This window comes from Corallococcus sp. AB032C, assembly GCF_003668935.1.
In the GTDB taxonomy this organism is placed as follows: Bacteria; Myxococcota; Myxococcia; order Myxococcales; family Myxococcaceae; genus Corallococcus; species Corallococcus exiguus.
This window is the reverse complement of sequence record NZ_RAWP01000020.1, coordinates 1-22,073: the sequence shown is the minus strand read 5'-3', so window position 1 is coordinate 22,073 and position 22,073 is coordinate 1. Positions and strand designations below refer to the sequence as shown.

The following is a 22,073-nucleotide window of genomic DNA, read 5'->3' as shown; positions in this document are numbered from 1 at the left end:
TACCCTCAGCAGTGGGCGGGTACGGGGAAGGCGTCATCCCCCGGCAGCACCAGGGTGATTTCCAGCCGGGGCTCCACGGCCACGGCCAGCGTGCCTCCCAGCCGTTCCGTGAGCTGCTGGAGCATGGCCTGCGTCCGCGCCGTCAGGGCCGCGCCAGGGCAGGCCCGGACGCGCAGCAGCCACTGGGAGGACTCCGAGGCCGGGCCCAGGTGGACGTCCACAGCCACGGCGCCAGCTGTGCCCCGGGCCAGGGTATGGGCGAGCAGCTCCCAGTCCGCCTGGGCGCCCCTGACCGGCACGGTCCGTTCCGCGGGCAGCGTCAGCGTGGGGACGGCGCGGCCTCGTGTGGGCGCGAAGGCGCGCGTCAGCACGGGGCGCAGGTCATCCAGGCCCGGCACGGGTGGTGCGAGGCGCCGGTCGATGAGCTCCTTCTGATCCGCGGCGACCTTGGCGATCCGCTCCAGGTAGCGCTGCGCCTGCGGGCCCAGCGGTCCGCCGGTGCCCTTGAGCATCATGTCCACGTAGCCCTTGATGACCATGAGCGGCGTGCGCAGGTCGTGTGCCGCGCGCGAGCGCCGCTTGTCCTGCACCGCCACGGTGCGCTCCAGGCGCCGCTTCGCTTCGAGCAGCCGGGCCTGCCTTGCGCCCTGGGCCACCTCACGCGCGTGCGCCGCGAGCAGCGCCGGGGCGAACGTGCTGAAGCGCGCCACCACGCTCCGCTGCGATGTCGTCAGCGGCGCGGGCCATATCTCCATGACAGAGGACCGCTTCGATGCATCCGCGCGACGGGCGGGGACGTTCCCCACCTTCATCACGCAAACGCGTCCTTCATAGAGGGCCGCGCCGGTCGCTCCGGTCAGCCGCAAGGACGCCTTGAGGAGAGCCTCCAGGCCCGCGCGCGTTCCTTTGCGCAGCGCCTGCTCGGCCACCGCCGTCAGCGTCGTTTCCATCCTGGCATCGAGGTCGTCCTCGATGCGCCGCCCCATCCAAGCCCCAGCCCGCACGCGCCAAGGAATGGTCATGCCCGTCAAGAGGCGCAATGGCTCCACCGGAGAGCACTTCCGTTCCGCACCAGGCAGCAATCCTTTACCCACGCTGATCACGCCGAGCGGACATTTTTACCGCCGTTCGGGCAGCCCCCTCACGCCAAACCCTTGCTCTTGCTGGGAAAAGGTTTTGGCCAGCCGCTTGCTATCACCTGCCCACGTCAGGCTGGGCGGGAAGGGGCGGATGGGTACTCTCGATTACTACGCGACGATGGCTCGGATGGCGCCTGGGGCGCTCGCGAAGAGCGCGGTCCGCCGGGTCCAGAAGGTCGCACGGCAGGCGCTGTACCGCCGCCGGGAGCAGGTGGACGAGGCGCAGCTGCTGGAGTCCTTCGGTGCCACCCGCGCCGAGGACCTGGTGACGCTCGCGCTGGATCACCGCACCTCGCGCGTCTGGTGCGAACTGTCGCAGCGCGAGTCCGTTCGCGCCGCCATCCAGAAGCTTCCGGGCGCGAAGGTGCGCACGCTCGAGCGCGCCGAACAGGCGCTCCGTCAGGAGTGGGACGTCTTCGGCATGAAGGTGGCCTTCGGCGAAGGCAAGCCGGTGGACTGGTCCCTGGAGCCGGTGAGCGGCCGGCAGTATCCGGTGGATCCCGTGGAGCGCATGCCGCTGCACGTGACGGGCATGGATCCGAAGTACCCGTGGGTGATGGCCCGGCTGGACAGCGCGCTGTCCCTGGCCCAGGGCGCGTGGGTGGCGGACACCGAAGCCGAGCGCTCGCGTTTCGCCACGGCCTTCGTCGCGCAGACGCTGGACTTCCTGCAGGCGAACCCCGTGGGCATGGGCGTCCATTGGACGTGTCCCATGGAGATTGCCCTGCGCGCGGCCAACATCGCGCAGGCGCTGGTGATGTTCGCGGACGCGCCCCAGGTGCGCCGTCCGGAGTTCCTGGTGCCCGTGCTGGGCGCGCTCGCGGAGCACTGCGCTTGGGTGGAGGCCCACCTGGAGGACACCAGCGCGGTGCCCAACAACCACCTCGTCTCCAACTACGTGGGGTTGGCGGTGGTGGGGCTGCTCTTCCCGGAGCTGCCCGGCGCGCCCCGTCAGGTGGCGCTCGCGGCGAACGGCCTGCGCACCCAGATGGAGGCGCAGGTTCACCCCGAGGGCACGTCCTTCGAGGGCTCCATTCCCTACCACCGCCTGTCGGTGGAGTTGTTCACGCTGGCCTTCCTGGTCGCTCGCGGCGCGGGCGTGTCGATGGGCCCCGCGTATGAGTCGCGTCTGCGATTGATGTTCGTCGCGGCCCGCGCCTGGTCGTCGGAAGCCGGCCTGGCGCCCCAGATTGGCGACAACGACAGCGGCCGCGTGTTCCCGTTCCAGGAGCGCGAGGACGGGGATCACAGCTACCTCGCGGGGCTGGGCGCGGCGCTCTTCAACGACGCGGGGCTGGGCGGCGGCGTGTTCCCGGACGAGGCGGCGTGGCTCCTGGGCGACGCGGGCCTGGTGCGTTTCAACGCGCTGCCCGTGGCTCCGGCGCCCGCGTCGGTAAGCTTTTCGGAAGGTGGCTTTCACATCTTGCGCGGCGAAGGGGTCGTGCTCACCGTCTCGGCCGGAAAACAGGGGCAGCGAGGCGTCGGAGGACACAGCCACAACGACAAACTTTCCTTCGAGCTTCACCTCGCCGGCCGCCCCGTCATCGTCGATTCAGGCACGGGTTCGTACACGCGGGATCCGGCCCTGCGCAACGCGATGCGGAGCACCGCGGCGCACAACACGCTTCAGGTGGATGGGGCGGAGCAGGCCCCGTTGGATCCGGCGCGGCTGTTCGCGCTGCCGGAGGATGCCCGGGCTCGCGTCGTGGCCTTCCAGCCCGGCGCGAAGCATGACCGGTTGGTGGTGCGCCATGACGGCTACCGCCACCTGCCGGCCCCGGTAGGGATTGAGAGGACTTTCTTCCTCGACCGGCACGTGCGCGCGCTGGCCGTGGGGGACCGGCTCGTCGGAACGGGCCGTCATGAGGTGGTTGGACGTTTGCACCTGCCAGATGCGCAGGCGCGGTGGTGCCAGCCCGCGGCGGAAGTGGTGGCGCGGGCGGGGCGCGTGCAGGAGGGCCCGGAGGCCTTCGATGCACGGGCCCTGGAGATTGGACCGGCGGATGCCCCCGCGGGTTGGGTGCTCTTCGGGCGGGGGTTGGAGACCCTGCTCGTGCCGTCTCGCTACTCGCCCGCGTATGGGCGCGTGGTGCCGGCGGTGTCGGTGGAGTTCCGGAGGCAGCTGACGCCTCCGGCATGGTTGGGGTGGGTGTTCGTCTTCAGGTGATTGGTGTGGGTCGGGACGTGTGAGCCGGCGAGGCCGCACGTCAACTGCTGGGAGTAACGACAATGCGCGTGATGGTTGGCAACCCGTTGCTGGGTCGGATTCAGAATCGGGAAGCGAAGGTGGGCGTGGTGGGTCTCGGGTACGTCGGTCTTCCGCTGGGCATGGCCTTCGCGGAAGCGGGCTTCCCGGTCACGGGGCTGGACGTCGACCAGCGCAAGATCGACAAGATTGGCAAGGGTGAGAGCTACATCAAGCACATCCCCAGCGCGCCGCTGGCGGAGCTCACCAACGCCGGCAAGCTCAAGGCGACCAACGACTTCGCGAAGTCCCGCGAACTCGACTGCGTCATCATCTGCGTCCCCACGCCGCTGACCGCGTCGCGTGAGCCGGACATGACCTTCATCATCCAGACGGGCGAGGCCCTGGCGCCGTACGTGCGCCCCGGCCAGCTCTTCATCCTGGAGTCCACCACCTACCCGGGCACCACCGAGGAGATCCTCAAGCCCCTGCTGGAGAAGGGCGGCCTCAAGGCGGGCGTGGACTTCTTCCTGGCCTTCAGCCCCGAGCGCGAGGACCCGGGCAACAAGGGCTTCAACACCAAGACGATTCCGAAGGTCGTGGGCGGCTACTCGCCCGCGTGCCTGGAGGTGGCGGTCGCCCTCTACGGCAGCGCCCTGAAGGAAGTGGTGCCGGTGTCCTCCACGCGCGTCGCGGAGCTCTCCAAGCTGCTGGAGAACATCTACCGCTGCGTGAACATCGCCATGGTCAACGAGATGAAGATGCTCTGCGACCGCATGAACGTGGACGTGTGGGAGGTCATCCAGGCCGCCAGCACCAAGCCCTTCGGCTTCCAGCCGTTCTACCCGGGCCCCGGCCTGGGCGGGCACTGCATCCCCATCGACCCGTTCTACCTGACGTGGAAGGCGCGCGAGTTCGAGTTCCACACCAAGTTCATCGAGCTGGCCGGTGAGGTGAACTGGCAGATGCCCTACTACGTGGTGCAGCGCACGATGGAGGCGCTCAACCAGAACAAGAAGGTCCTCAACGGCGCGAAGGTCCTCTGCATCGGCGCGGCGTACAAGAAGGACATCGACGACTTCCGCGAGTCCCCGTCGCTGCGCGTGATGACGCTCCTCAAGGAGAAGGGCGCGGAGATTGCGTACCACGACCCGTTCGTGAAGGAGCTGCACAAGGGCCACGGCTTCAACATGGAGATGAAGTCCGTCCCGCTCGACCCGGAGACGCTCAGCCAGTACGACGCGGTGATGATCCTCACGGACCACTCGCACATCGACTACAACGAGCTGGTCCAGCGCTCGAACATCGTCGTCGACACGCGCAACGCGACCAAGGCCGTCACGCAGGGCCGCGAGAAGATCGTCAAGGCGTAAGCGAACAGGGCATGCGGGCAGGAGGGTCCTCGCTTCACGCCAGGGTGCGTGAGGGGAGGGCCCTCGCCGCGTTTGTGGCTACAGTGCGTGGCCGTGCCCGGCTCCTCCCGTCCCCTGTTCCCGATGCTCATGGCCGCGTCGCTGCTGATGGGCGCGGCGCCCGTTCCCGACCCTCGCGCTCCGTTGCTGGACGCGATGAGCGCGGAGCTTCAGCGCAACCAGCAGCAGCTCAAGGTGAACGGCCATGAAGCGCCGTACTTCCTGAGCTACGGCGTGAAGGACTACGAGTCGCGGTTGATCCTCGCGCGCTACGGAGCGCTGTTCCAGGACGACGACTACCGCGAGCGCAAGCTGGGCGTGGACGTGCGCGTGGGCAGCTACGACTACGACAGCTCCGTGGCGGACTCGCTCGACTTCGGCTTCAGCACCAGCAAGGGCTCCAGCTTCACCGCGCGCAAGGACGGGCCGCAGGACGACTCGCCGCTCGCGCTGCGCACGGCGCTGTGGCTCGTCACCGACGAGAAGTACAAGGCCGCCCTCTTCCAGTACCTGAAGAAGAAGGGCGAGGACGTCTACTCGGTGGAGGACCCCAAGCGCCCCGCGTCCTTCTCCAAGGAGACGCCGGCCACCTACGTGCAGCCGCCGGTGGCGTTCCCGTTTGATCGCCAGAAGTGGCGCAAGCTGGCGCGCGACGTGTCCGCGCGCTTCAACGCGCACCCGGAGCTGTTCGATTCAGAAGTGCGCATCACCGCGGACAAGGTCACGCGGTTGTTCGTGTCCTCGGAAGGCACGCGCCTCATCACGGAGGAGACGCTGTACGCGTTCCACGTCTCGGCTGTGACGCGCGCGCCGGACGGGCAGTTGCTCGACAACTCGCGCAGCTTCTACCTGCCCACGGAAGCGGGCATGCCCGACGACGCACGCGTGCAGGCGGCGGCGCAGAAGGTCATCGACGAGCTGCTCGCGCTGCGGCAGGCACCGGCCATCACCCCGTACGCGGGCCCGGCCATCCTGGCGCCGGAGGCCGCGGGCGTGCTCTTCCACGAGACGCTGGGCCACCGGCTGGAAGCGGACCGGCAGGACGGCGACACCGACGGCAAGACGTTCAAGGGACAGGAGGGGAAGCAGATCCTCCCGGCCTTCCTGTCGCTGCGGGATGATCCGTCCCGGCGCGAGGTGAACGGAGAGCCGCTCAACGGCTACTACCTCTACGACGAGGAGGGCGTGAAGGGTCAGCCGGTGAGCCTGGTGGAGAAGGGCGTGCTCAAGGGCTACCTGATGAGCCGTCACCCGGTGGAGGGTTTCCCCAAGTCCAACGGCCACGGGCGCGGACAGGGCACGCTCCAGCCGGTGGCGCGCATGGCGAATCTGCTGGTGGACAGCACGAAGCAGGTGAGCGACGCGGAGCTGAAGAAGATGCTCATCGCGGAGGCGAAGCGGCAGGGCAAGCCGTTCGGGCTCATCATCCGCGACATCACCGGCGGCAACACCAACACGTCCAGCTACGGCTACCAGGCCTTCAAGGGCGTGCCGCGCATGGTGTACCGCGTGGACGTGAAGACCGGCGAGGAGACGCTGGTGCGCGGGGTCGAAATCGTGGGCACGCCGCTGTCGTCCGTGAATCGCATCCTCGCCACGGGGCAGAAGCTTGGCGTGTTCAACGGCTTCTGCGGCGCGGAGAGCGGCAACGTGCCCGTGTCCACCGTGGCGCCCGCGGTGCTGCTCCAGGAGCTGGAGCTGCAGCGCACCATGGAGGGCAAGGACCGGCCGCCGCTGTTGCCCAGCCCGGCCGCCCCGCAGAAGGGGACGGCCGGACCGGAGGCGAAGAAGGACTAGCCGACCTTCTTCAGCACCACGTAGCCGGCGGCGGGGATGTTCACCGGGGTGTTCCCGCCGTTCAGCGTGGCGCCGTAGTTGCCGAAGTTGCCGCCGCCGTACACGGAGGCGTCGCTGTTCAGCACTTCCTTCCACTGCCCCGGGGGCAGCGGCAGCGAGTAGCCCTCCAGGTTCTTCTGGTTGAGGCTGCCCACCACGAGGAACTCCTCGTTGCCCGACTTGCGCGTGAAGGCCATCACGCTGTCGTCGTTGTGGGTGTAGACGCGCTTCACCTCCGCCGCCGCGCTGAAGGCGTCGCTGCTGTTCCGCAGGCCGATGGAGTCCTTGTAGAAGCTGAAGGACTGCCGGCGGGTGACGTCCAGCATCGCGTCCTTGCGCTCGGAGGCGGGCAGGGCGGCCACTTCACCGAACAGCTTCTTGTCGTCCGCGGAGAAGGCCTTGTACGCGCTGTCCTTCGCGCGCGCGTCCGGGGACAGCTCGAAGAGGCGCTCGTAGGTGGCCTTGGTGGTGTCGTTGAACGTCACCTTGCCGAAGTCCACGCCCTGGCCCACGTCCTGCCAGCTCCAGTCGCTGTCCCAGGTGGACGGGTTGCCCCACTTGAAGTCGTTCTGGGCGCCGAACTCGTCACCCTGGAAGAACATGGGGATGCCCGGGCCGGCCATGCCGATACCGGCGGCGAAGCGGGCGGCGCCGCGCGACCAGTTGTCCGGGAAGTCGGTGGCGTTCGCGCCCTCCGCGGTGTTCATGGTGCGCTCCGCGTTCCCCACCTCGTCGTGGTTGCTGATGATGGACAGCGCGTGCTTCCAGCCGTCCAGGCCGCGCGGGTTCGTCATCAGGTTCACGAACGCGTCCACGTCCGTCTTCATCCCGCGCGAGGCGGCCTGGATCAGGCCCGGCTTGCTGTTGTCGCGCACCAGCCGGTGCTGGAACTCCGTGTACCACTGGGCGTCGAAGCCGCCGCCCGTGCCGTCCGACTTCGCCGGACGCGAGATGTCCGGCTCGTAGTCGAACTGCTCCGCCACGGTCCACGCGTCCGGGTTGATGAAGTGCACCTGGCGGTTGATCTCCCGGAGCATCTCCCAGCCGTCCTTGCCGCCCGTGCCCTTGATGGGCTCCGTGAAATCGAAGCGCAGACCGTCGAACTTCAGCTCGGCGATCTGCTGCACGGCGTGGTCCACGAACAGCTGCTTCACCTGCGGCGTGTTGTACGCGGGCACGGCGCCCCACGGGGTGTCGCGCTGCTCGAACTGGCCGGGCTCCTTGGACCAGTTGAAGTAGGGGTTGCTGGGGCCGCCCACGTTCCACAGGCCGTTGTGGTCGCCGAAGACGTGGTTGTAGACGACGTCCGACACCACGTTGAGGCCCTTGCCGTGGGCCGCGTCGATGAAGCGCTTGAGGGCCTCATCGCCCTCCACCCACTGGCCCGTCTCGTCCTCGAAGCCGAAGGAGCTCTCCGTGGCCAGGCTGTTCACGCCCAGGTAGCCCCAGTTGCGCGCGCCCTCCACCTCGTTGGTGGGCAGCAGCTCCAGCGTGGTGACGCCCAGCTCCTTGAAGTAATCCAGCTTCTTGATCAGGTCCTCCATGGTGGAGCGGTTGGCGTTGCCCGCCTCGCCCAGGAAGCTGCCCGGGTGGAGCTGGTACACCACCCACTTCGACGGATCCTTCTCACGCGGGACGTCGTCGTTCTTGAACTGGAACGTCGTGGGGTCGGTGAGGATGGAGCCGCGGAAGGACACGCCGCTGCCCGTGGTGATCAGGTCGCTCCACGGGTCGTTCTCCGCCGACGCCAGGCGCTCCGTGTCGGAGAGCTTGCCGTCGTTGTTCACGTCGTCGCGCAGGTGGAGCTTGCCCTGCGCGTCCTTGTCGAACACCTGGAACTCGTAGCGCAGGCCAGCCAGCTTCTCCGGATCATTGACGAGCGCCGTCCACGCGCCGGCCTGGTTGGTCATCTTGATGCGGCCGTCGTCGGTGACGTTGCGCGACCAGAAGTCGTTGAGCTTCCCGCCGTGCAGCTTGTCGATGAGCGTGTCGTCGAACTTGCCCAGGCGCTCCTGGAGCTGCTGCTTGTTGAGCGGGTTGCCGTCGCCGTCCTTGAGGACCAGGAACGCGCTGTCCGCGTCCTCCGCGCTGTCGATGTCGAAGCGCATCAGGCCGGTGGCGCCGGTGAAGTAGCGGTCCACCTCCTTGCCGCGCGTGGGGTCCAGGTAGAGCCGGTCCAGGCCGCGCTGCTCGCCCATCATCCGGCGCGCGTAGGGGTCCGGCCGGTCGCTGACCGCGCCCGTGGAGTCCACGACTTCGTAGACGTAGGCCTTGCCCTCCATCTGGGCCCACGCGCCCTTGGCCTGCGTGGTCCAGTTGCCGCCCTCGTCGCGCGTCATGGGGATGCGCTGCTCGCGGCCCTGCTTGTCCGTCACCTTCACCTGCACGGCCCGCGCGTCCGGCGCCCAGAACTTGAAGTTCACGTCCTGGCCGGACTTCTGCGCGCCCATCGAGTGGTACGTCGTGGGCGAGTAGGACGCGGTGGACTTGGACAGGTCCAACTTGAGGTTGCCCTCGCCCATCACCGCCCACTGGTCCTTGCCGGACGGGCCGTCCACGCTGACGCCCCACTCCCAGTTGCGAGCCAGGCCGTCGTCCGCGACCTTCACCGTGGCCTCGTACTTGCCGTTGCCCAGCGACTTCATGGGGATGCCGCCGGAGGACCACTGCGCGTTGTAGCGGCCGTCCGTGTCCCAGCTGCCCTTGAGCTTCGGGTTGGTGAGCTCCGCGTGCGGGCCCGCGTCGTACGTGAAGGTGATGGTGCGGGGGGTGGGGTTCGCCACCGTCGCGCCGTTCTTCACCGCGGACGTGGGCGCGGCGCCCAACAGCGCGCTCGCGTTGGCGGAGCGGGCCAGGTTGCCGGTGCCGGCCACCGGAGCGCGCGTGCCCGTGGCCGGAGCGGACTCGAAGCCGGACTGGTTGCGCTTCACGGCGGCGGCCTTCGCGGCGGCGGCCCTCTGCCGCTCGGCCAGCGTGGCGGCATCCGTGGTGGTGTTACCCGTGGTGGGGGACGAGGTGAGTTTCGGGCGGTTGATTTTCGAATCGGTCACGGGGGAGACCTCCGGCGGCCCACGCATAGCGGGCTTGCTCAACTTGTCGGGCTTGGGGCCACCGGAGTTGTGTCCGGGGGCGTGGAAGTGGGCGAATGTGGGGCAGGTGGCGCTGGGAGCTTGGGATTCCCAGGAATTCCGCGACCTTCCGGGCGTGGAAGGACCAGGGGTGGGGTCAGCCGGCCCCCCTTGAAGCCCCGCAGGTACACGTAGCGGCGGAAGTCGCGGAGGAAGGCGTCCACGGGCAGCCCGATGGCCTCCAGGAAGCCTCCGGTGAAGTCCTGGCCCCGGCGCATGGAGGCGAGGACGCCCCGGACGCGCACCTCTCCGTAGCGATCCATGAGGAAGGTGAAGGCGTGGTGGGCGGCGCCGTAGACGGTGGCGTTCTCGGTCTCGTAGAGCGATTCGGCGCGGGCGAGTGGATCCGCCTGGGGGTACTGGTGGAGGAAGCGGGACAGGTCCTCCAGGCTGGGGACGCGGTAGCCCTGTCCGGCGGTGTACGAGGCCATGCCCTCGCTGAACCAGATGGGGATGCCCTTCTTCGTCCAGTCGGACACGGAGGCGGACGCCTGCCACATGAGGCTGTGGGTGAGCTCGTGCAGGAGCAGCTCGTCCACCTGCTTCTGGGTGGCGCCGGCGCGCGTCCAGGTGCGGGGGCTCTGGACCTCCACCTGCTCGTAGCGGGCCCAGGCTCGCAGGAAGTCGTAGCCGGAGCGGCGGGCGGCGCGCTCCAGGGCGGCGTGGTTCGGGTGGATGACCAGGGTGACGGGCTCCTGGAAGGTGCCCCAGCGGGCCAGGATGGGCCCGGCGTTCTCCACGGCGCGGCGGACCATGTCCGCGGCCTGGGTGTCCTTCGCGGAGTGCTCGAAGAGGAACTCACCGCCGGGCAGCGCCAGCGTGGCGGTGGGGCTGTCGGCCTTCTTCGGCGCGGCGGCGCACGCGGAAAGGAGGACCGTTGCCGCGAGCAGGGCGGGCAACAGGCTCCATCGTCCGGTACCGCCCACCCGCATCCTGCGTCCCTCTAGTTGGCCCCGAGCCAGCGGATCACCGAGCGGCCCACGTCCGCGACGGTGGAGAACGACGCTACCTCCGGGGCGGAGGGGCCGAAGTAGAGCATGGGCACGGCGTGCACGGTGTGTCCTCGAACCGACAGGTCTTCCACGTTGCCGTGGTCACTGCACACCAACACGCGCGCGTCGTGCGGGCGGGTGGCCGCCACGGCGCGCAGGAAGGCGTCGAAGGTGTCGAGTGCCAGGCGGGCGGCCGTGAAGTCCTGGGCGTGGCCGGCCTCGTCGGCGAGGTAGTGCTCGAAGAAGGTGAAGTCCGCCTGTCCGGCGATGCGCCAGAAGAGGGCCGCGGCTTCTCCGGGCGTGCGGTGGGGCACGTCCAATCCGTATGCGCGCGCGGCGACGCCAGTGATGTCGTGGGTGAGGCCGTCACCGGCCCGCGCGTCGTCCAGCGTGCGCAGCAATTCGCCTCCCGCGGCGAAGGCGAGCTTCGCGGCGGAGGGGCGCACCTTTCGCGCGGCGCGCTCCGACAGGGTGAACTCCGGCGGGGACGTGGACGGGCGCCGGGGAACGCCGAGCGCGTCCAGGTAGGGCGCGGGGTACGCGTTGGCGAAGGTGGCGGTGCGGCCCGCGGCCTTGAGGCGCCGTACGATGGAGCGCTCGGCGAGCAAATCCCGCAGGGCGGTGTTGGGGTAGCCCAGCACGTGGCCGCCCACGAGGACAGGGGCGGGGTCACCGGTGAGGATGGCCGTCTGGTTGGAGGCGGACTGGGGCCGGCCGGGCACGCCGAAGGTGGGGTCCACCGGGAGGCCCACGCCGCCATGGGGCAGGAGGGGGGCGGGGGCGTCCTGGAACCAGGCCAGGAGGTGGTCGCGGTCCGCGAGCGGGTTCACGGCCGGGTCTTTCCGTCCGATGCCCACCCCGTCGATGAACAGGACCGCGACGCGCACGGCCTGGGACTGTATCCTCGAATCCGACACGCATGGCCATCCACGGCGACCTCTTCAGCTACCCGCTCCCCGAGTTCCTTCAATGGCTGGACAGCTCCCGCAAGACGGGGACGCTCCAGCTGTCGTGGGAGGCAGGCGAGCGCAAGTTGTTCCTCTTGTCCGGCCAGGTGGGCGCCACCGCGAGCGAAGGCCTGCGCGGCCGGGTGGCCCGCCTGCTGTCGCTGCCGAAGCTGGCGGCGGGCACGCGCGTGCTGGCGGCGTTCGACGAGCTGGCGCGCACGCCGGACGTGGACGCGGCCTTCGACGCGCACGGTGTGCAGGCGCGGTGGGTGCGCGACCTGGGCCGCGAGGAGCTGTTCGCGGCGATGACGGACCTGACCATCGCGGGGCAGGGCACCTTCCACTGGACGGAGGACGCGGACCGCACCGGTGAGGATTGGGTGCCGTCCGACATGAGCATCCGCGAGCTGCTCTTCGAGTCCCTGCGCTGGGTGGACGAGCAGGGGGACGTGGACAGGGCGCTGCCCATCGACGCGCTGAGCGTGAAGGCGCTGGCGCCGCCCAGCCCCAGCCAGCCCCTGATGCACCGGATCATCCTGGCGCTGACGACGACGCCGCAGAACCTGGGGCGGCTGCGGCTGTCCATGGGTGTGTCGCGCTCATCGGTGACGCGCCGGGTGCACGAGCTGCTCCGCGCGAAGCTGGTGGAGGTGGACGGCGCGCCGCAGGTGGAAGCGGATCCGGTGGCGGAGATGCTGGAGAAGGGCGCGGTGCTGATGCGCGAGGGCCAGTACGACGCGGCCGGCATCGTGTGCGCGTCCCTGCTGGCCAGCGACCCCGCGGACCGGCGCGTGCGCGAGTTCGCGCGCCTGGTGCAGCGCGAGCACGTGGCCGCGCTCTACGCGGACCTGCCGCCGCTGGTGGTGCCGCAGCTCATCCAGGCCCCCCATGCGATGGTGATGCTCAAGCCGGAGGAGCGGCAGATCGCCGGGCTCGTCAGCGGGACGTGGGATGTGTCCACGGTGGTGCTGGCCAGCCCCGCGCGAGAGCTGGAGACGCTCAAGACGCTGGCGAAGCTGCACCGCATGGGCCTGTTGCAGCTCACGCTCCCGCGTTGAGTCTTTGGGGCACGGCCTGGGGGCCGTGCCCCATGCGAATCACCCGGCGGTCGGAAGCCCCACGGCGTTGAGTCGCACGAAGACCTGCATGAGGACGTAGAGCGCGAACGCCGCGTCGTCCACGCGCAGCTGTGGCAGCGTGGACAGCCCCTGCAGGCGCAGCAGGTCCGAGCCATCCACGTGCAGCAGGAAGGCCTGCTGGGCCAGGGAGCCTTCACCCGCGAACGCCATGGCGCGGCGGACGGCGTCGGTGCAGGCGGTGACGCAGGTGGTGTAGTCCCCGGCGGTGAAGGCGGCCTCCGCGGCCCGGGCGTGGTCGAAGAGGTCCCCCGGCGCCAGCGCGCTCGTGGGCCCCAGGAGCTTGCTGCCCGTGTTCGGCGTCACGGCCACGGCGGGCATGGCGGCGGGCTCCACGCGCGGCGGAGCGGGCGTCGTCAGCGTGCGGGGCACGGGCGTGGCGGCGATGGTGGCGGCGGTGGGGCTGGCAGGCGCGGGCGGCGTCCCGGCCGGGGGCTGACGGTGGTGCAGGTGCTGCGAGAGCTGCGCCTCCAGGCCCGCGGGGGCCTCGCCCGTCGGGGCGGTGCGGGGCGGCGGGACGATGCGCTTGGCGCGCAGGTCCTTGATGACCAGCCGGGTGATGGTCTTGAGCGCGTCCATCACGCCGCGGCCGTTGGCGGCGGCCGTCTCGAAGTCGGGGACGCCGCGCGGGTTGAGTTCCCGGCGCAGGTCCTCCACGGAGAGGATGTTGTCCAGGTCCCGCTTGTTCCACTGCATCACCAGTGGGAAGCGGTCCAGGCGGATGCCGTTCTCCAGGAGGTTCTCCTCCAGGTTCGCCAGGGACTCGCGGTTGGCGTCCATGGCCTCCGCCTGCGAGTCCGCCACGAACACGACGCCGTCCGCGCCCTGGAGCACCAGCTTGCGGGTGGCGTTGTAGAAGACCTGTCCGGGCACGGTGTAGAGGGCCAGGCGCACGGAGCAGTCGCCCACGCGCTCCACCTTCACTGGTAGGAAGTCGAAGAACAGCGTCCGGTCGCCTTCGGTGGCGATGGACATCATCTCGCCGCGGTGGGCCGGGCGAACGGTCTCGTAGACCTTTCGCAGGGTCGTCGTCTTCCCCGACAGGCCGGGGCCGTAGAAGACGATCTTCGCGGCCACTTCGCGGGCCATCAGGTTCACGCTGCTCACGGTGTCAGCTTACCTAGAACGACTCGGCGCCCGGCGCCAGTTGCCGGGCGAACATTCGCGGGCGTCCCGGCCCGGTGCTCGGCCGCGAGCAGGGCGAAGAGGGCCGCTTCCTTCGCCTCTTCGGGGAAGCCCAGCACGTCCAGCCGCTCCAGCGGCACCGGGGCCAGCCGCGCCCGAAGATCCGCCATGAGCACAGGATTCCGCGTCCCGCCGCCGGAGACATACACGGCCTCCAGCCGAGGAAAGCGGGGCCGCACCCAGGTGTCGAAGGCGCGCGCGGTGGCCTCCACGGTGAAGGCCCGCGCGGTGGCCATCAAGTCGTGGGGCCGCTCCGGGGCCGCCGCCCAGAGCCGATCCACCAGCGGTTCGCCGAAGCCCTCGCGGCCCGCGCTGCGCGGGGGTGGCCGCGCGAGGAACGGATGCGCGAGCAGCTCTTCCAGGAGCTCGGGGATCACCTGTCCCTGGGAGGACAGGCTCCCGTCCCGGTCGCACGCGAGTTGTCCCTTCGTCACCCGGCGCGCCAGGCCGTCCAACACCATGTTCGCGGGTCCGGTGTCGAACGCGAGCGTGTCGTCCACGTGCTCGCCCACGACGCTGATGTTGGCGATGCCGCCCAGGTTGAGGAACGCGCGCGTGACGTCCGGCCGCTCGCGGTTCCGGAAGACGGCCCAGTCCAGGTAGGGCACGAGCGGAGCGCCCTGGCCGCCCACCGCCATGTCTCGGGTGCGGAAGTCGCTGACGACGGGCAGGCCGGTGCGCTCGGCGATGACGGCCGCTTCGCCAATCTGGAGCGTGGAGGCGATGGCGGACAGGTCGGAAGGCAGGTGGGCCATCGTCTGGCCGTGCGAGCCGACGACGTGGACGTCCTCGCGCTTCACGCCCGCGCGCGCGATGACGGCCAGCACGGCTTCGGCGAAGCGCTCTCCCAGTTCGAAGTTGAGGGCGCAGAGGCTCCGGGCGTCCTGGGGGCCCAGCACCCGCGCGACCAGGTCCGGCGTGAAGGGATGGGAGACATGCGCGAGCAGCTGGATCTTCACGTCCGCGCCGGTGCCATCCACCCGGCACAGCGCCGCGTCCGCCGCGTCCACGCTGGTGCCGGACAGCACGCCCACGCACAGCCGGGGCGGCAGGGAGGGGGAGGGTGGCGTGGCGGGGTGCATGCCCCAAGTCTAAAGGCCCGCTCCCACGGCCGCCGGACCCCGGCCCGCGGGGCACCTCGTGTGTCTGGGAGTGACGCCCACCCTGTCGGATTTTGGAGGGACCGCGGGCCCTCGCCGCCTCAACGCGTGGGGCGCCGACGCGGCGCTCGGATTGCCGCCGGGCGTTCGAGCCCTCGCAGGCCCGCGTCCTTCAATCGGCGCCGGGCCTGGCCGGCCGGAAGCCCCGTGAAGTGCATGGCCAGCGCCAGCTTCACGTGGTCCCCCGCGGCCTGGAGCAGCGCCTCCGCCCGCGCGGTGGGCAGGTCCGTCAGCTCCGCGACCATCCGCACCGCTCGGGCCCGCAGCTTCGTGTTCGTGGGGCGCACGTCCACCATGCGCCCCCGGTACACGTGGCCCAGTGACACGAAGGCCGCGGTGGTGATGGCGTTGAGCACGAGCTTCGTCGCCGTGCCCGCCTTCAGCCGCGTGGAGCCCGCCACCACCTCCGGCCCCGTGCGCGCCAGCACCACCGTGTCCGCGTGCATGGCCGGCCCCGGCGGGTTGCAGCACACCAGCACCGTGCGCGTCCCACGCTCGCGGGCCTCGTCCAGCGCGCCCCGGACATAGGGCGTGGAGGCCGACGCGGAGATGCCGCACACCACGTCCCGCGCCGTCGCCCGGAACGCCCGCACCGCCCGGGCCCCCGCTGCGACGTCGTCCTCGGCGCCTTCCACGGCACGCGTCAGGGCCCGTCGGCCGCCAGCGATGGCCGCCTGGACCCGCGTCGCCGGGACACCGAAGGTGGGGGGACATTCGCTCGCGTCGAGTACGCCGAGCCGGCCGCTGGTTCCCGCGCCCACGTAGAGCAGCCGGCCGCCAGCGTGCAACGCTTCCGCCACGGCCCGGGCCGCCGTCGCGATGGACGGCAACGCCTCACGGAGCGCGCGGAGCGCGATCAGGTCTTCTTGATGCAACCGTCGGACGACCGCCTCGACAGGGAGGAGGTCCAGGTCATCCGCACGGGGATGGAGCCGTTCGGTGGGCGGAAGCGCGGACTTTCGAGCGCGCGTCATGCCCACCGGAAGGCTCCCGGACTTCAGGCGGCCTTGGTCACCTTGCCCGCCTTGATGCAGCGGGTGCAGGCCAGAACGCGCTGGATGCTGCCGTTCACGTTCGCCCGCAGCTTCTGCAGGTTCGGCAGGGTCCGCTTCTTGGTCTTGTTGTTCGCGTGGCTGACGTTGTTACCCACCAGCGGACGCTTCCCACAGAGGTCGCACTTCCACGCCATGACTGCTAACTCCTTGAAAACTGGGGCGTTCGACAGCAGCCCATAAAAGAGCGGCGGACCCTACCAGAAACAGGCCGGAAATCCAGCCGGATCCGACCCGGGACCTATCCCTTGAGCGGATCCTTCTTCTTCAACATGTCCTGTACCAGCTTCGCGGCCCGCATGCCCGCGAGCAGCTCGCCCTCCAGGCCCAGGCCGGGCAGCACCTCGCGGCCCGCCAGGATCACGTTCTTCGCGGGCGTGCGCTGCTTCAACCCCGTGACGCCCAGGAAGGCTTCCGTTTCGAAGCTGTAGAGCGGGTGGGGCATGAGCCGGCTGCCACGCACTCCGCCGGCGTCCAGGTAGGGGACCGAGCGCAGCGCGCGGTGCTGCTTCGTGAAGGGCATCAGCCGGTCCAGGTGCGCGTCGATGCGGGTCGCCAGCGCCTGGAGGTGCTCCTCGCCCTCTTCGCGCGCGGAGGCCGGGACGAAGGCGCCCGCGCACACCACGCGCACGCCCTCCACGTCCTTGGGCCCGGAGGCCGCGGCCGTGCGCGCCGGGTGCTGCTGCACGAGCAGCGGGCCCAGCTCCGGGTCCTGCGTGTCCACGAGCACCAGCTCGCCCATGCCGCGCGGGAGCGCCGCCTCCGGCACCACCCAGTTCACGCTGAAGAGCAGCGACTTGATGTTGGACTGATCCAGGTGCTCCAGCAGGCCGCGGTTGTGCTTCTTGTCCGTCACCAGCCGGCGCAGCGCCCCGGAGTCCGTGGCCGTCACCAGGCACGACGCGCGGTAGAGCGTGTCCGAGCGCACCAGCTTCACGCCGGAGAACTTGCTGCCGTCGAACGCGAGCTCCTCGACGATGAAGCCCGCCGGGTTGTCGCGGCCCAGCACGTCGCCGCCCAGCTCCGTCAGCCGCCGGGTGAGCACGTCGCGCAGGGCGTCCATTCCGCCCGGGTACGTGGACGGCGCGGTGAGCACCTGGGACAGGGCCCGCGTTTGCGCCAGGGGCGCGCCAGGCTTCTCCAGGTGCACGAGGAAGGGCAGCAGGCCACGCACCAGCGACAGCGCCGGATCCTCGCCCGCGAGCCGGGGCGTGGCGTCCAGGGCCGGGTGATCCTTGATCTGTCCCTTGAGCTTCCAGCCCTCGAAGAAGCCGTCGGGCGGCAGCTGGGGCCCGGCCTTGAAGAAGGCGTCGGTGGACTCGTGCTGCGCTGCGCTGCCCGCGAGTGCGCCCTGGATGCCCTCGCCGGCCTCGCCGAACTCGCGCGTCAGCTCCGTGCGGCGTCGGGCGGCGTCCCCGACCAGGTCCACCCGGTTCCGGGGCAGCACCAGCTGGAGCTCCGGCGCGTGGGGGCGCAGCGCGCGGCCGATGGCGGTGGAGAGGCCCAGCTCGTTGAGGGCCTCGTCCACGGCGGGCATCGCCTTGAGGGGCGGCGCGACGAAGGGGGCGTAGGGCAGCACGAAGCCGTCGTGCTCGTAGCCGGGCCCCATGCCGTCGTGCTCCACCAGCAACACGCGGTGGTTGCGCTTCGCCAGGAGCGCGGCGGCGAGCGCGCCTCCGACCTGGCTGCCCAGCACGATGACGTCGTACACGTGCCGGGACGGGCCCGAGGGGAGCTTGAGTTTGGCGGAGGACGTCGACATGGCCGCCGAACACTACACAACGTCACCGCGTCTGGCGCCCTTTTGGCGCCTTCCTGACACGCCGGGGTGGGGCGTATGTGCCCCCTCAGGCCCTGGACCTGAAGAGGCGGGCGAGCAGCTCCGGGGGCAGCGTGTCGAAGTCCGGGGCGGTGTAGTGGGCCCCCGCGTTCTTCAGCGCCTCCGCGGTCGTGGTGGTGGTGATGCCCACGGTGACCATGCCGGCGGCGCGCGCGGAGAGCACTCCGTTGATGGCGTCCTCGAAGGCGAGGCACGACTCGGGGGGCACCTGGAGGGCCTTCGCCGCCGCGAGGAAGATGTCCGGCGCGGGCTTGCCGCGCGTCACCTGTTCAGCGCCGACGACACAGGCGAAGAGCGGGCGCACGGAGAGCCCGTCCAGCACCAGCTCGCGGTTGCCGTGCGGCGCGGCGGTGGCCACGGCCAGGGGCAGGTTCGCGTCGCGCAGGCGGTGCAGGAAGCCCTCCGCGCCCCGGTGCAGCGCCAGATAGGGCCGGTAGATGGCGCGGTAGTGGGATTCCTTCTCCTCGGCGAGCGCGTCAAGCTCCGCGACGGAGAGGGTGCGGCCCAACAGCTGCGGGAGGATCTCCTCGTTCTTCTTTCCCGCGAACTCGTTCTGGAAGCGTTCCGCGGTCAGGCCATCCAGACCGAGTTTCCGGGCGAGTGTCACCCAGGCGCGGTTGTGGAAGTCCATGTTGTCGACGAGCGTGCCATCCATGTCGAAGACGGCGGCGAGCAGGGGGGCGGCTGCGGGAGTCATGTTCTCCCCAATACCGATTTCCTCCGCCATGTCACCCCTGAATCTCCCATGCGAGCCCCTTCCGGGCTGATATCCCCCACGCCATGAGCGAGGACGTGCTGCTGGAGACTCGGGGGGCCGTGGGCCTGGTCACCCTCAATCGACCGAAGGCGCTCAACGCGCTCTCGCTGGAGATGTGCCGGGCGCTGTATCCCCAATTGGATGCCTGGGCGGCGGATCCGTCCGTGAAGGCGGTGGTGATCAGCGGGGCAGGGGGTCGGGCCTTCTGTGCGGGAGGGGACGTGCGCGCGGTGGCCAGTTCGGTCGCACGGTCGGACATGTCGCTGTCGCGCGAGTTCTTCCGTGCGGAGTACGCGCTCAACCATCGGATCCACCACTTCCCCAAGCCGTTCATCGCGTGGGTGGATGGCATCTGCATGGGCGGTGGGCTGGGGCTGTCCGCGCACGGGGCCTTCCGTGTGGTGACGGAGAAGCTGGTGCTCGCGATGCCTGAGACGGCCATCGGCATCTTCCCGGACGTGGGCGGTGGCTGGTTCCTCCCGCGCTTTCCGGGCGAGGCAGGGGCGTACCTGGGGCTCACCGGCGCGCGGTGTGACGCGGCGGATGCGCTGTGGCTGGGGTACGCGACGCATCGGGTGGAGTCCTCGCGGCTGGAGGACGTGGTGGGCGCGCTGGCGGCCGCGGACTGGAGCGGACCGGGGCGCGAGGTGGCGGCGCGCGTGCTGAAGGGCTTCCATCAGGACGCCGGTGTTTCGGGGCTCGCGGCGCGCGCGGAGGTCATCGACCGGTGCTTCCAGGGGAGCCGCGTGGAGGACATCTTCGCGGCGCTGGAGCGCGAGGGGACGGCGTGGGCGGAGGAGACGCGTGCGACGCTGCTGCGCATGTCGCCCACGAGCCTGCGGGTGACACTGCGGCAGCTGCGCATCGGGCGCGGCCAGGACTACGACGCGACGGCGCGCATGGAGTACCGGTTGAGCCAGGCGCTGACGCAGCGGCCGGACTTCCAGGAGGGGATCCGCGCGGTGCTGGTGGACAAAGATCAGAAGCCGCGCTGGAGCCCGGCCACGCTCGCGGAGGTGAGCGACGCGGAGGTCGAGGCGTGCTTCGCGCCTCGGCCGGGTGACGAGCTGGATCTGCCCGCGCTGGGCTGATCAACGGCGCGCGGGGACGGTTACAGATCCTCGTCGCTTACGACGGTGCGCCCGTCCGCGCGCAGCAGCGCGGTGGTGATGCCTTCACCCGGGCGCAGCACGCCCGTCTCGTAGACGCGCTGGCTGCCACATGAGGGGCTCTTCTCCTTCAGGAGCGCCACCGTGACGTCGAACCGCCGGGCGGCCTCCAGTGCCTGCTGGGCGCCGTCCTGGAACGCGGCGGTGCGGTCCTCGCGAGTCTCGCGCGTGAGGGCCCGCGCACGGCCGGCCCAGACGTCCACGCCCGTGCCTCCCGCGAGATCCACGGGAGGCCGCGGAATGCCCAGGCCCGCGGCGGCCTCGGGGCAGATGGGGATGACGGCCTTGCCCTCCAGCGCCGCGAGCACTCGCTCCGAACGCTGCGAGCGTCCGTCGTAGCGGCACGCCTCGCCCAGCAGGCACGCGCTCACCATCACCGTGGGTGCCGCGCGCAGGGCTTCCCGTCGAGCATCGCGGGCCGACTCGCCGCAGTCATCCGAGGGGGCGTGCCCGGCCGGGCTCTGCACTTCGGGCGCGGCATAAGACGGTGCTACCGCCTTCGCCGCTTCGGACGCCGTGGCATGCGACAGCTCCACGGCCTTCGTCACTTCGGGGCACCCGGACTGCGGAGCGCCGTGCCGTCTCCCGTCACCTGTGCGGCCACCTTCGTGCGCGTCCCATCCAGCGTCACCGCGCCTGTCACCGCCAGCCGCACAGCCAGCGGATACAACCGGTGCTCCTCCGCGAGGATGCGCGCGCTCAGGCTCGCCTCGTCGTCCTCCGGCAGCACGGGCACCGCCGCCTGCGCGATGATGGGGCCCGTGTCCGTGCCCGCGTCCACGTAGTGCACCGTGCACCCGGCCACCTTCACGCCGCGCTCCAGCGCCTGCTTCTGCGCATGCAGGCCCGGGAACGCCGGCAGCAGGGAAGGGTGGATGTTGAGCACGCGCCCCGGGAAGCGCTTCAGGAAGTCCGCGCTCACCAGCCGCATGAAGCCCGCCAGGCACACCCACTCGACGCCCGCGTCCGCCAGCACGCCGAACAGCGTCGCCTCGAAGTCCGCCTTCGACCCGAAGCCCTTGTGGTCCACCACCTCCGCGCGCACGCCCGCCTTCCGGGCGCGCTCCAGCGCGAACGCCGTGGGCACGTTTGACAGCACGCACGCCACCTCGGCCGGGTAGTCCGCCTGCCCGGCCGCGTCGAGCAACGCCTGCAGGTTGCTCCCGCCGCCGCTGACGAGCACCCCCAGCCGCGCCCGCCGCGCGCTCATGGGTCGATGACCGCCGTGGCCTCGCCCTGGCCCGCTTCCACCCGGCCCACCTCGGAGGCCTCCACGCCCCGGGCGTGCAGCACCTCCAGCGCCTTCGCCACGTCCTCCTTCGCCACCACGACGATGAGGCCCAGGCCCATGTTGAACGTGCTGAACATCTCGTCGCGCGCCACGCCGCCCGTCTTCGCGATGAGGTCGAAGATGGCCGGCTTCTTCCACGTGGACTCGCTCAGCACCGCGCGTGTCCCGTCCGGCAGGCACCGGGGCAGGTTGCCCGGGATGCCGCTGCCGGTGATGTGCGCCATGCCCTTCACCTTCACCGCCTGGCACAGCGCGAGCGCGTCCTTCACGTAGATGCGCGTGGGCTCCAGGAGCGCGTCACCCAGCGGCCGGTCCAGCCCCTGCGGCGTCATGTCCAGGGGCAGCTTCGCGTCGTCCAGCAGCACCTTGCGCGCCAGCGAGTAGCCGTTGCTGTGCAGCCCCGACGACGTCAGGCCGATGAGCGCGTCCCCCGGCTTCACCGTCTTGCCGTCGATGATGGCGGACCGCTCCACCACGCCCACGCAGAAGCCCGCGACGTCGTACTCGCCCCGCGCGTAGAAGCCCGGCATCTCCGCCGTCTCCCCGCCCAGGAGCGCGCACCCCGCCTGCTCGCACCCCAGCGCGATGCCCTTGACCACCTCCGCCGCGGCGTCCACCTCCAGCTTCCCCGTGGCGAAGTAGTCCAGGAAGAAGAGCGGCTCCGCGCCACAGGTGAGGATGTCGTTCACCGACATGGCGACCAGGTCGATACCCACCGTGTCATGGCGCCCCGCCAGGAAGGCCACCTTCAGCTTGGTGCCCACCCCGTCGGTGCCCGCCACCAGCACCGGCGCCTGGTACTTGCCGGGCGGCAGTGCGAACAGGCCGCCGAACCCACCCACCC

The 22,073-nt window shown here is 70.5% G+C and carries 18 protein-coding genes; 5 read left to right on the top strand and 13 right to left on the bottom strand.

The features are described 5' to 3' along the window. Positions 1-5: 5 nt before the first annotated feature. Positions 6-950 (bottom strand): histidine kinase dimerization/phospho-acceptor domain-containing protein, encoded by a 945-nt coding sequence (locus D7X99_RS11500; RefSeq protein ID WP_233613299.1) that lies wholly within the window; start codon positions 948-950, stop codon positions 6-8. A 280-nt stretch (positions 951-1,230) separates the two neighbouring features. Here D7X99_RS11500 and D7X99_RS11495 point away from each other — a divergent pair, with 280 nt between their 5' ends. The 3 genes from D7X99_RS11495 to D7X99_RS11485 all read left to right on the top strand — a co-directional run bounded on the left by D7X99_RS11495 (position 1,231) and on the right by D7X99_RS11485 (position 6,533). Further along, a complete protein-coding gene (locus D7X99_RS11495; protein ID WP_171805278.1) occupies positions 1,231-3,306 on the top strand; it encodes an alginate lyase family protein in 2,076 nt (691 codons plus the stop codon). Positions 3,307-3,377: 71 nt separating this feature from the next. Further along, complete coding sequence (locus D7X99_RS11490; RefSeq protein WP_121777881.1) at positions 3,378-4,697, top strand: nucleotide sugar dehydrogenase; 1,320 nt, start codon at positions 3,378-3,380, stop codon at positions 4,695-4,697. Positions 4,698-4,790: 93 nt separating this feature from the next. Then, the gene (locus tag D7X99_RS11485; protein ID WP_304997387.1) at positions 4,791-6,533 is read left to right on the top strand and encodes a TldD/PmbA family protein; all 1,743 of its coding nucleotides are present in this window, start codon (positions 4,791-4,793) and stop codon (positions 6,531-6,533) included. On the opposite strand, the gene D7X99_RS11480 is transcribed toward D7X99_RS11485, so the two are convergent. From D7X99_RS11480 to D7X99_RS11470, 3 genes are read right to left on the bottom strand one after another with little or no spacing between them, the layout of a single operon-like run. After that, positions 6,530-9,622 carry an alpha-amylase family glycosyl hydrolase gene (locus D7X99_RS11480; RefSeq protein ID WP_121777879.1) on the bottom strand — a complete coding sequence of 1,031 codons (3,093 nt, stop codon included), beginning with the start codon at positions 9,620-9,622 and terminating at the stop codon, positions 6,530-6,532. The two genes, D7X99_RS11485 and D7X99_RS11480, sit on opposite strands and share 4 nt — an antisense overlap. A gap of 38 nt (positions 9,623-9,660) precedes the next feature. After that, entirely contained in the window at positions 9,661-10,632 is a 972-nt protein-coding gene (locus D7X99_RS11475; protein ID WP_121777816.1) for a hypothetical protein, read from the bottom strand. Positions 10,633-10,643: 11 nt separating this feature from the next. After that, positions 10,644-11,579, bottom strand: coding sequence for a metalloenzyme (locus D7X99_RS11470; protein WP_121777815.1), 936 nt, complete (start codon positions 11,577-11,579; stop codon positions 10,644-10,646). Positions 11,580-11,611: 32 nt separating this feature from the next. Here D7X99_RS11470 and D7X99_RS11465 point away from each other — a divergent pair, with 32 nt between their 5' ends. Further along, positions 11,612-12,697 carry a DUF4388 domain-containing protein gene (locus D7X99_RS11465; RefSeq protein ID WP_121777814.1) on the top strand — a complete coding sequence of 362 codons (1,086 nt, stop codon included), beginning with the start codon at positions 11,612-11,614 and terminating at the stop codon, positions 12,695-12,697. Between the two features lie 39 nt (positions 12,698-12,736). Here D7X99_RS11465 and D7X99_RS11460 read toward each other — a convergent pair whose 3' ends face one another. From D7X99_RS11460 to D7X99_RS11435, 6 genes are all read right to left on the bottom strand, one after another. After that, a complete protein-coding gene (locus tag D7X99_RS11460) occupies positions 12,737-13,882 on the bottom strand; it encodes an ATP/GTP-binding protein (protein WP_121777813.1) in 1,146 nt (381 codons plus the stop codon). Beyond that, positions 13,879-15,042: an anhydro-N-acetylmuramic acid kinase gene (locus D7X99_RS11455; RefSeq protein ID WP_121777812.1), complete on the bottom strand. Its 1,164-nt coding sequence runs from the start codon at positions 15,040-15,042 to the stop codon at positions 13,879-13,881. The genes D7X99_RS11460 and D7X99_RS11455 overlap by 4 nt, the downstream gene beginning before the upstream one ends. Positions 15,043-15,161: 119 nt before the next feature. Then, positions 15,162-16,094: an N-acetylmuramic acid 6-phosphate etherase gene (murQ, locus tag D7X99_RS11450; protein WP_121777811.1), complete on the bottom strand. Its 933-nt coding sequence runs from the start codon at positions 16,092-16,094 to the stop codon at positions 15,162-15,164. 23 nt (positions 16,095-16,117) lie between these two features. Beyond that, entirely contained in the window at positions 16,118-16,309 is a 192-nt protein-coding gene (rpmB, locus tag D7X99_RS11445; RefSeq protein ID WP_121777810.1) for a 50S ribosomal protein L28, read from the bottom strand. A 104-nt stretch (positions 16,310-16,413) separates the two neighbouring features. Beyond that, a complete protein-coding gene (locus D7X99_RS11440) occupies positions 16,414-17,934 on the bottom strand; it encodes an NAD(P)-binding protein (RefSeq protein ID WP_121777809.1) in 1,521 nt (506 codons plus the stop codon). 85 nt (positions 17,935-18,019) lie between these two features. After that, positions 18,020-18,709 carry an HAD family phosphatase gene (locus D7X99_RS11435; RefSeq protein ID WP_121777878.1) on the bottom strand — a complete coding sequence of 230 codons (690 nt, stop codon included), beginning with the start codon at positions 18,707-18,709 and terminating at the stop codon, positions 18,020-18,022. 83 nt (positions 18,710-18,792) lie between these two features. Between D7X99_RS11435 and D7X99_RS11430 the strand changes: the two genes are divergently transcribed. After that, positions 18,793-19,860 (top strand): enoyl-CoA hydratase/isomerase family protein, encoded by a 1,068-nt coding sequence (locus tag D7X99_RS11430; RefSeq protein WP_121777808.1) that lies wholly within the window; start codon positions 18,793-18,795, stop codon positions 19,858-19,860. A gap of 20 nt (positions 19,861-19,880) precedes the next feature. Here D7X99_RS11430 and D7X99_RS11425 read toward each other — a convergent pair whose 3' ends face one another. The 3 genes from D7X99_RS11425 to purM form a co-directional block, all read right to left on the bottom strand. Beyond that, positions 19,881-20,486 (bottom strand): DUF523 domain-containing protein, encoded by a 606-nt coding sequence (locus tag D7X99_RS11425; RefSeq protein WP_233613298.1) that lies wholly within the window; start codon positions 20,484-20,486, stop codon positions 19,881-19,883. Further along, positions 20,483-21,148 carry a phosphoribosylglycinamide formyltransferase gene (gene purN / locus D7X99_RS11420; protein WP_121777807.1) on the bottom strand — a complete coding sequence of 222 codons (666 nt, stop codon included), beginning with the start codon at positions 21,146-21,148 and terminating at the stop codon, positions 20,483-20,485. The genes D7X99_RS11425 and purN overlap by 4 nt, the downstream gene beginning before the upstream one ends. Then, a partial coding sequence (purM, locus tag D7X99_RS11415; RefSeq protein ID WP_121777806.1) for a phosphoribosylformylglycinamidine cyclo-ligase occupies positions 21,145-22,073 on the bottom strand: 929 nt, incomplete at its 5' end. The genes purM and purN, both read right to left, overlap by 4 nt.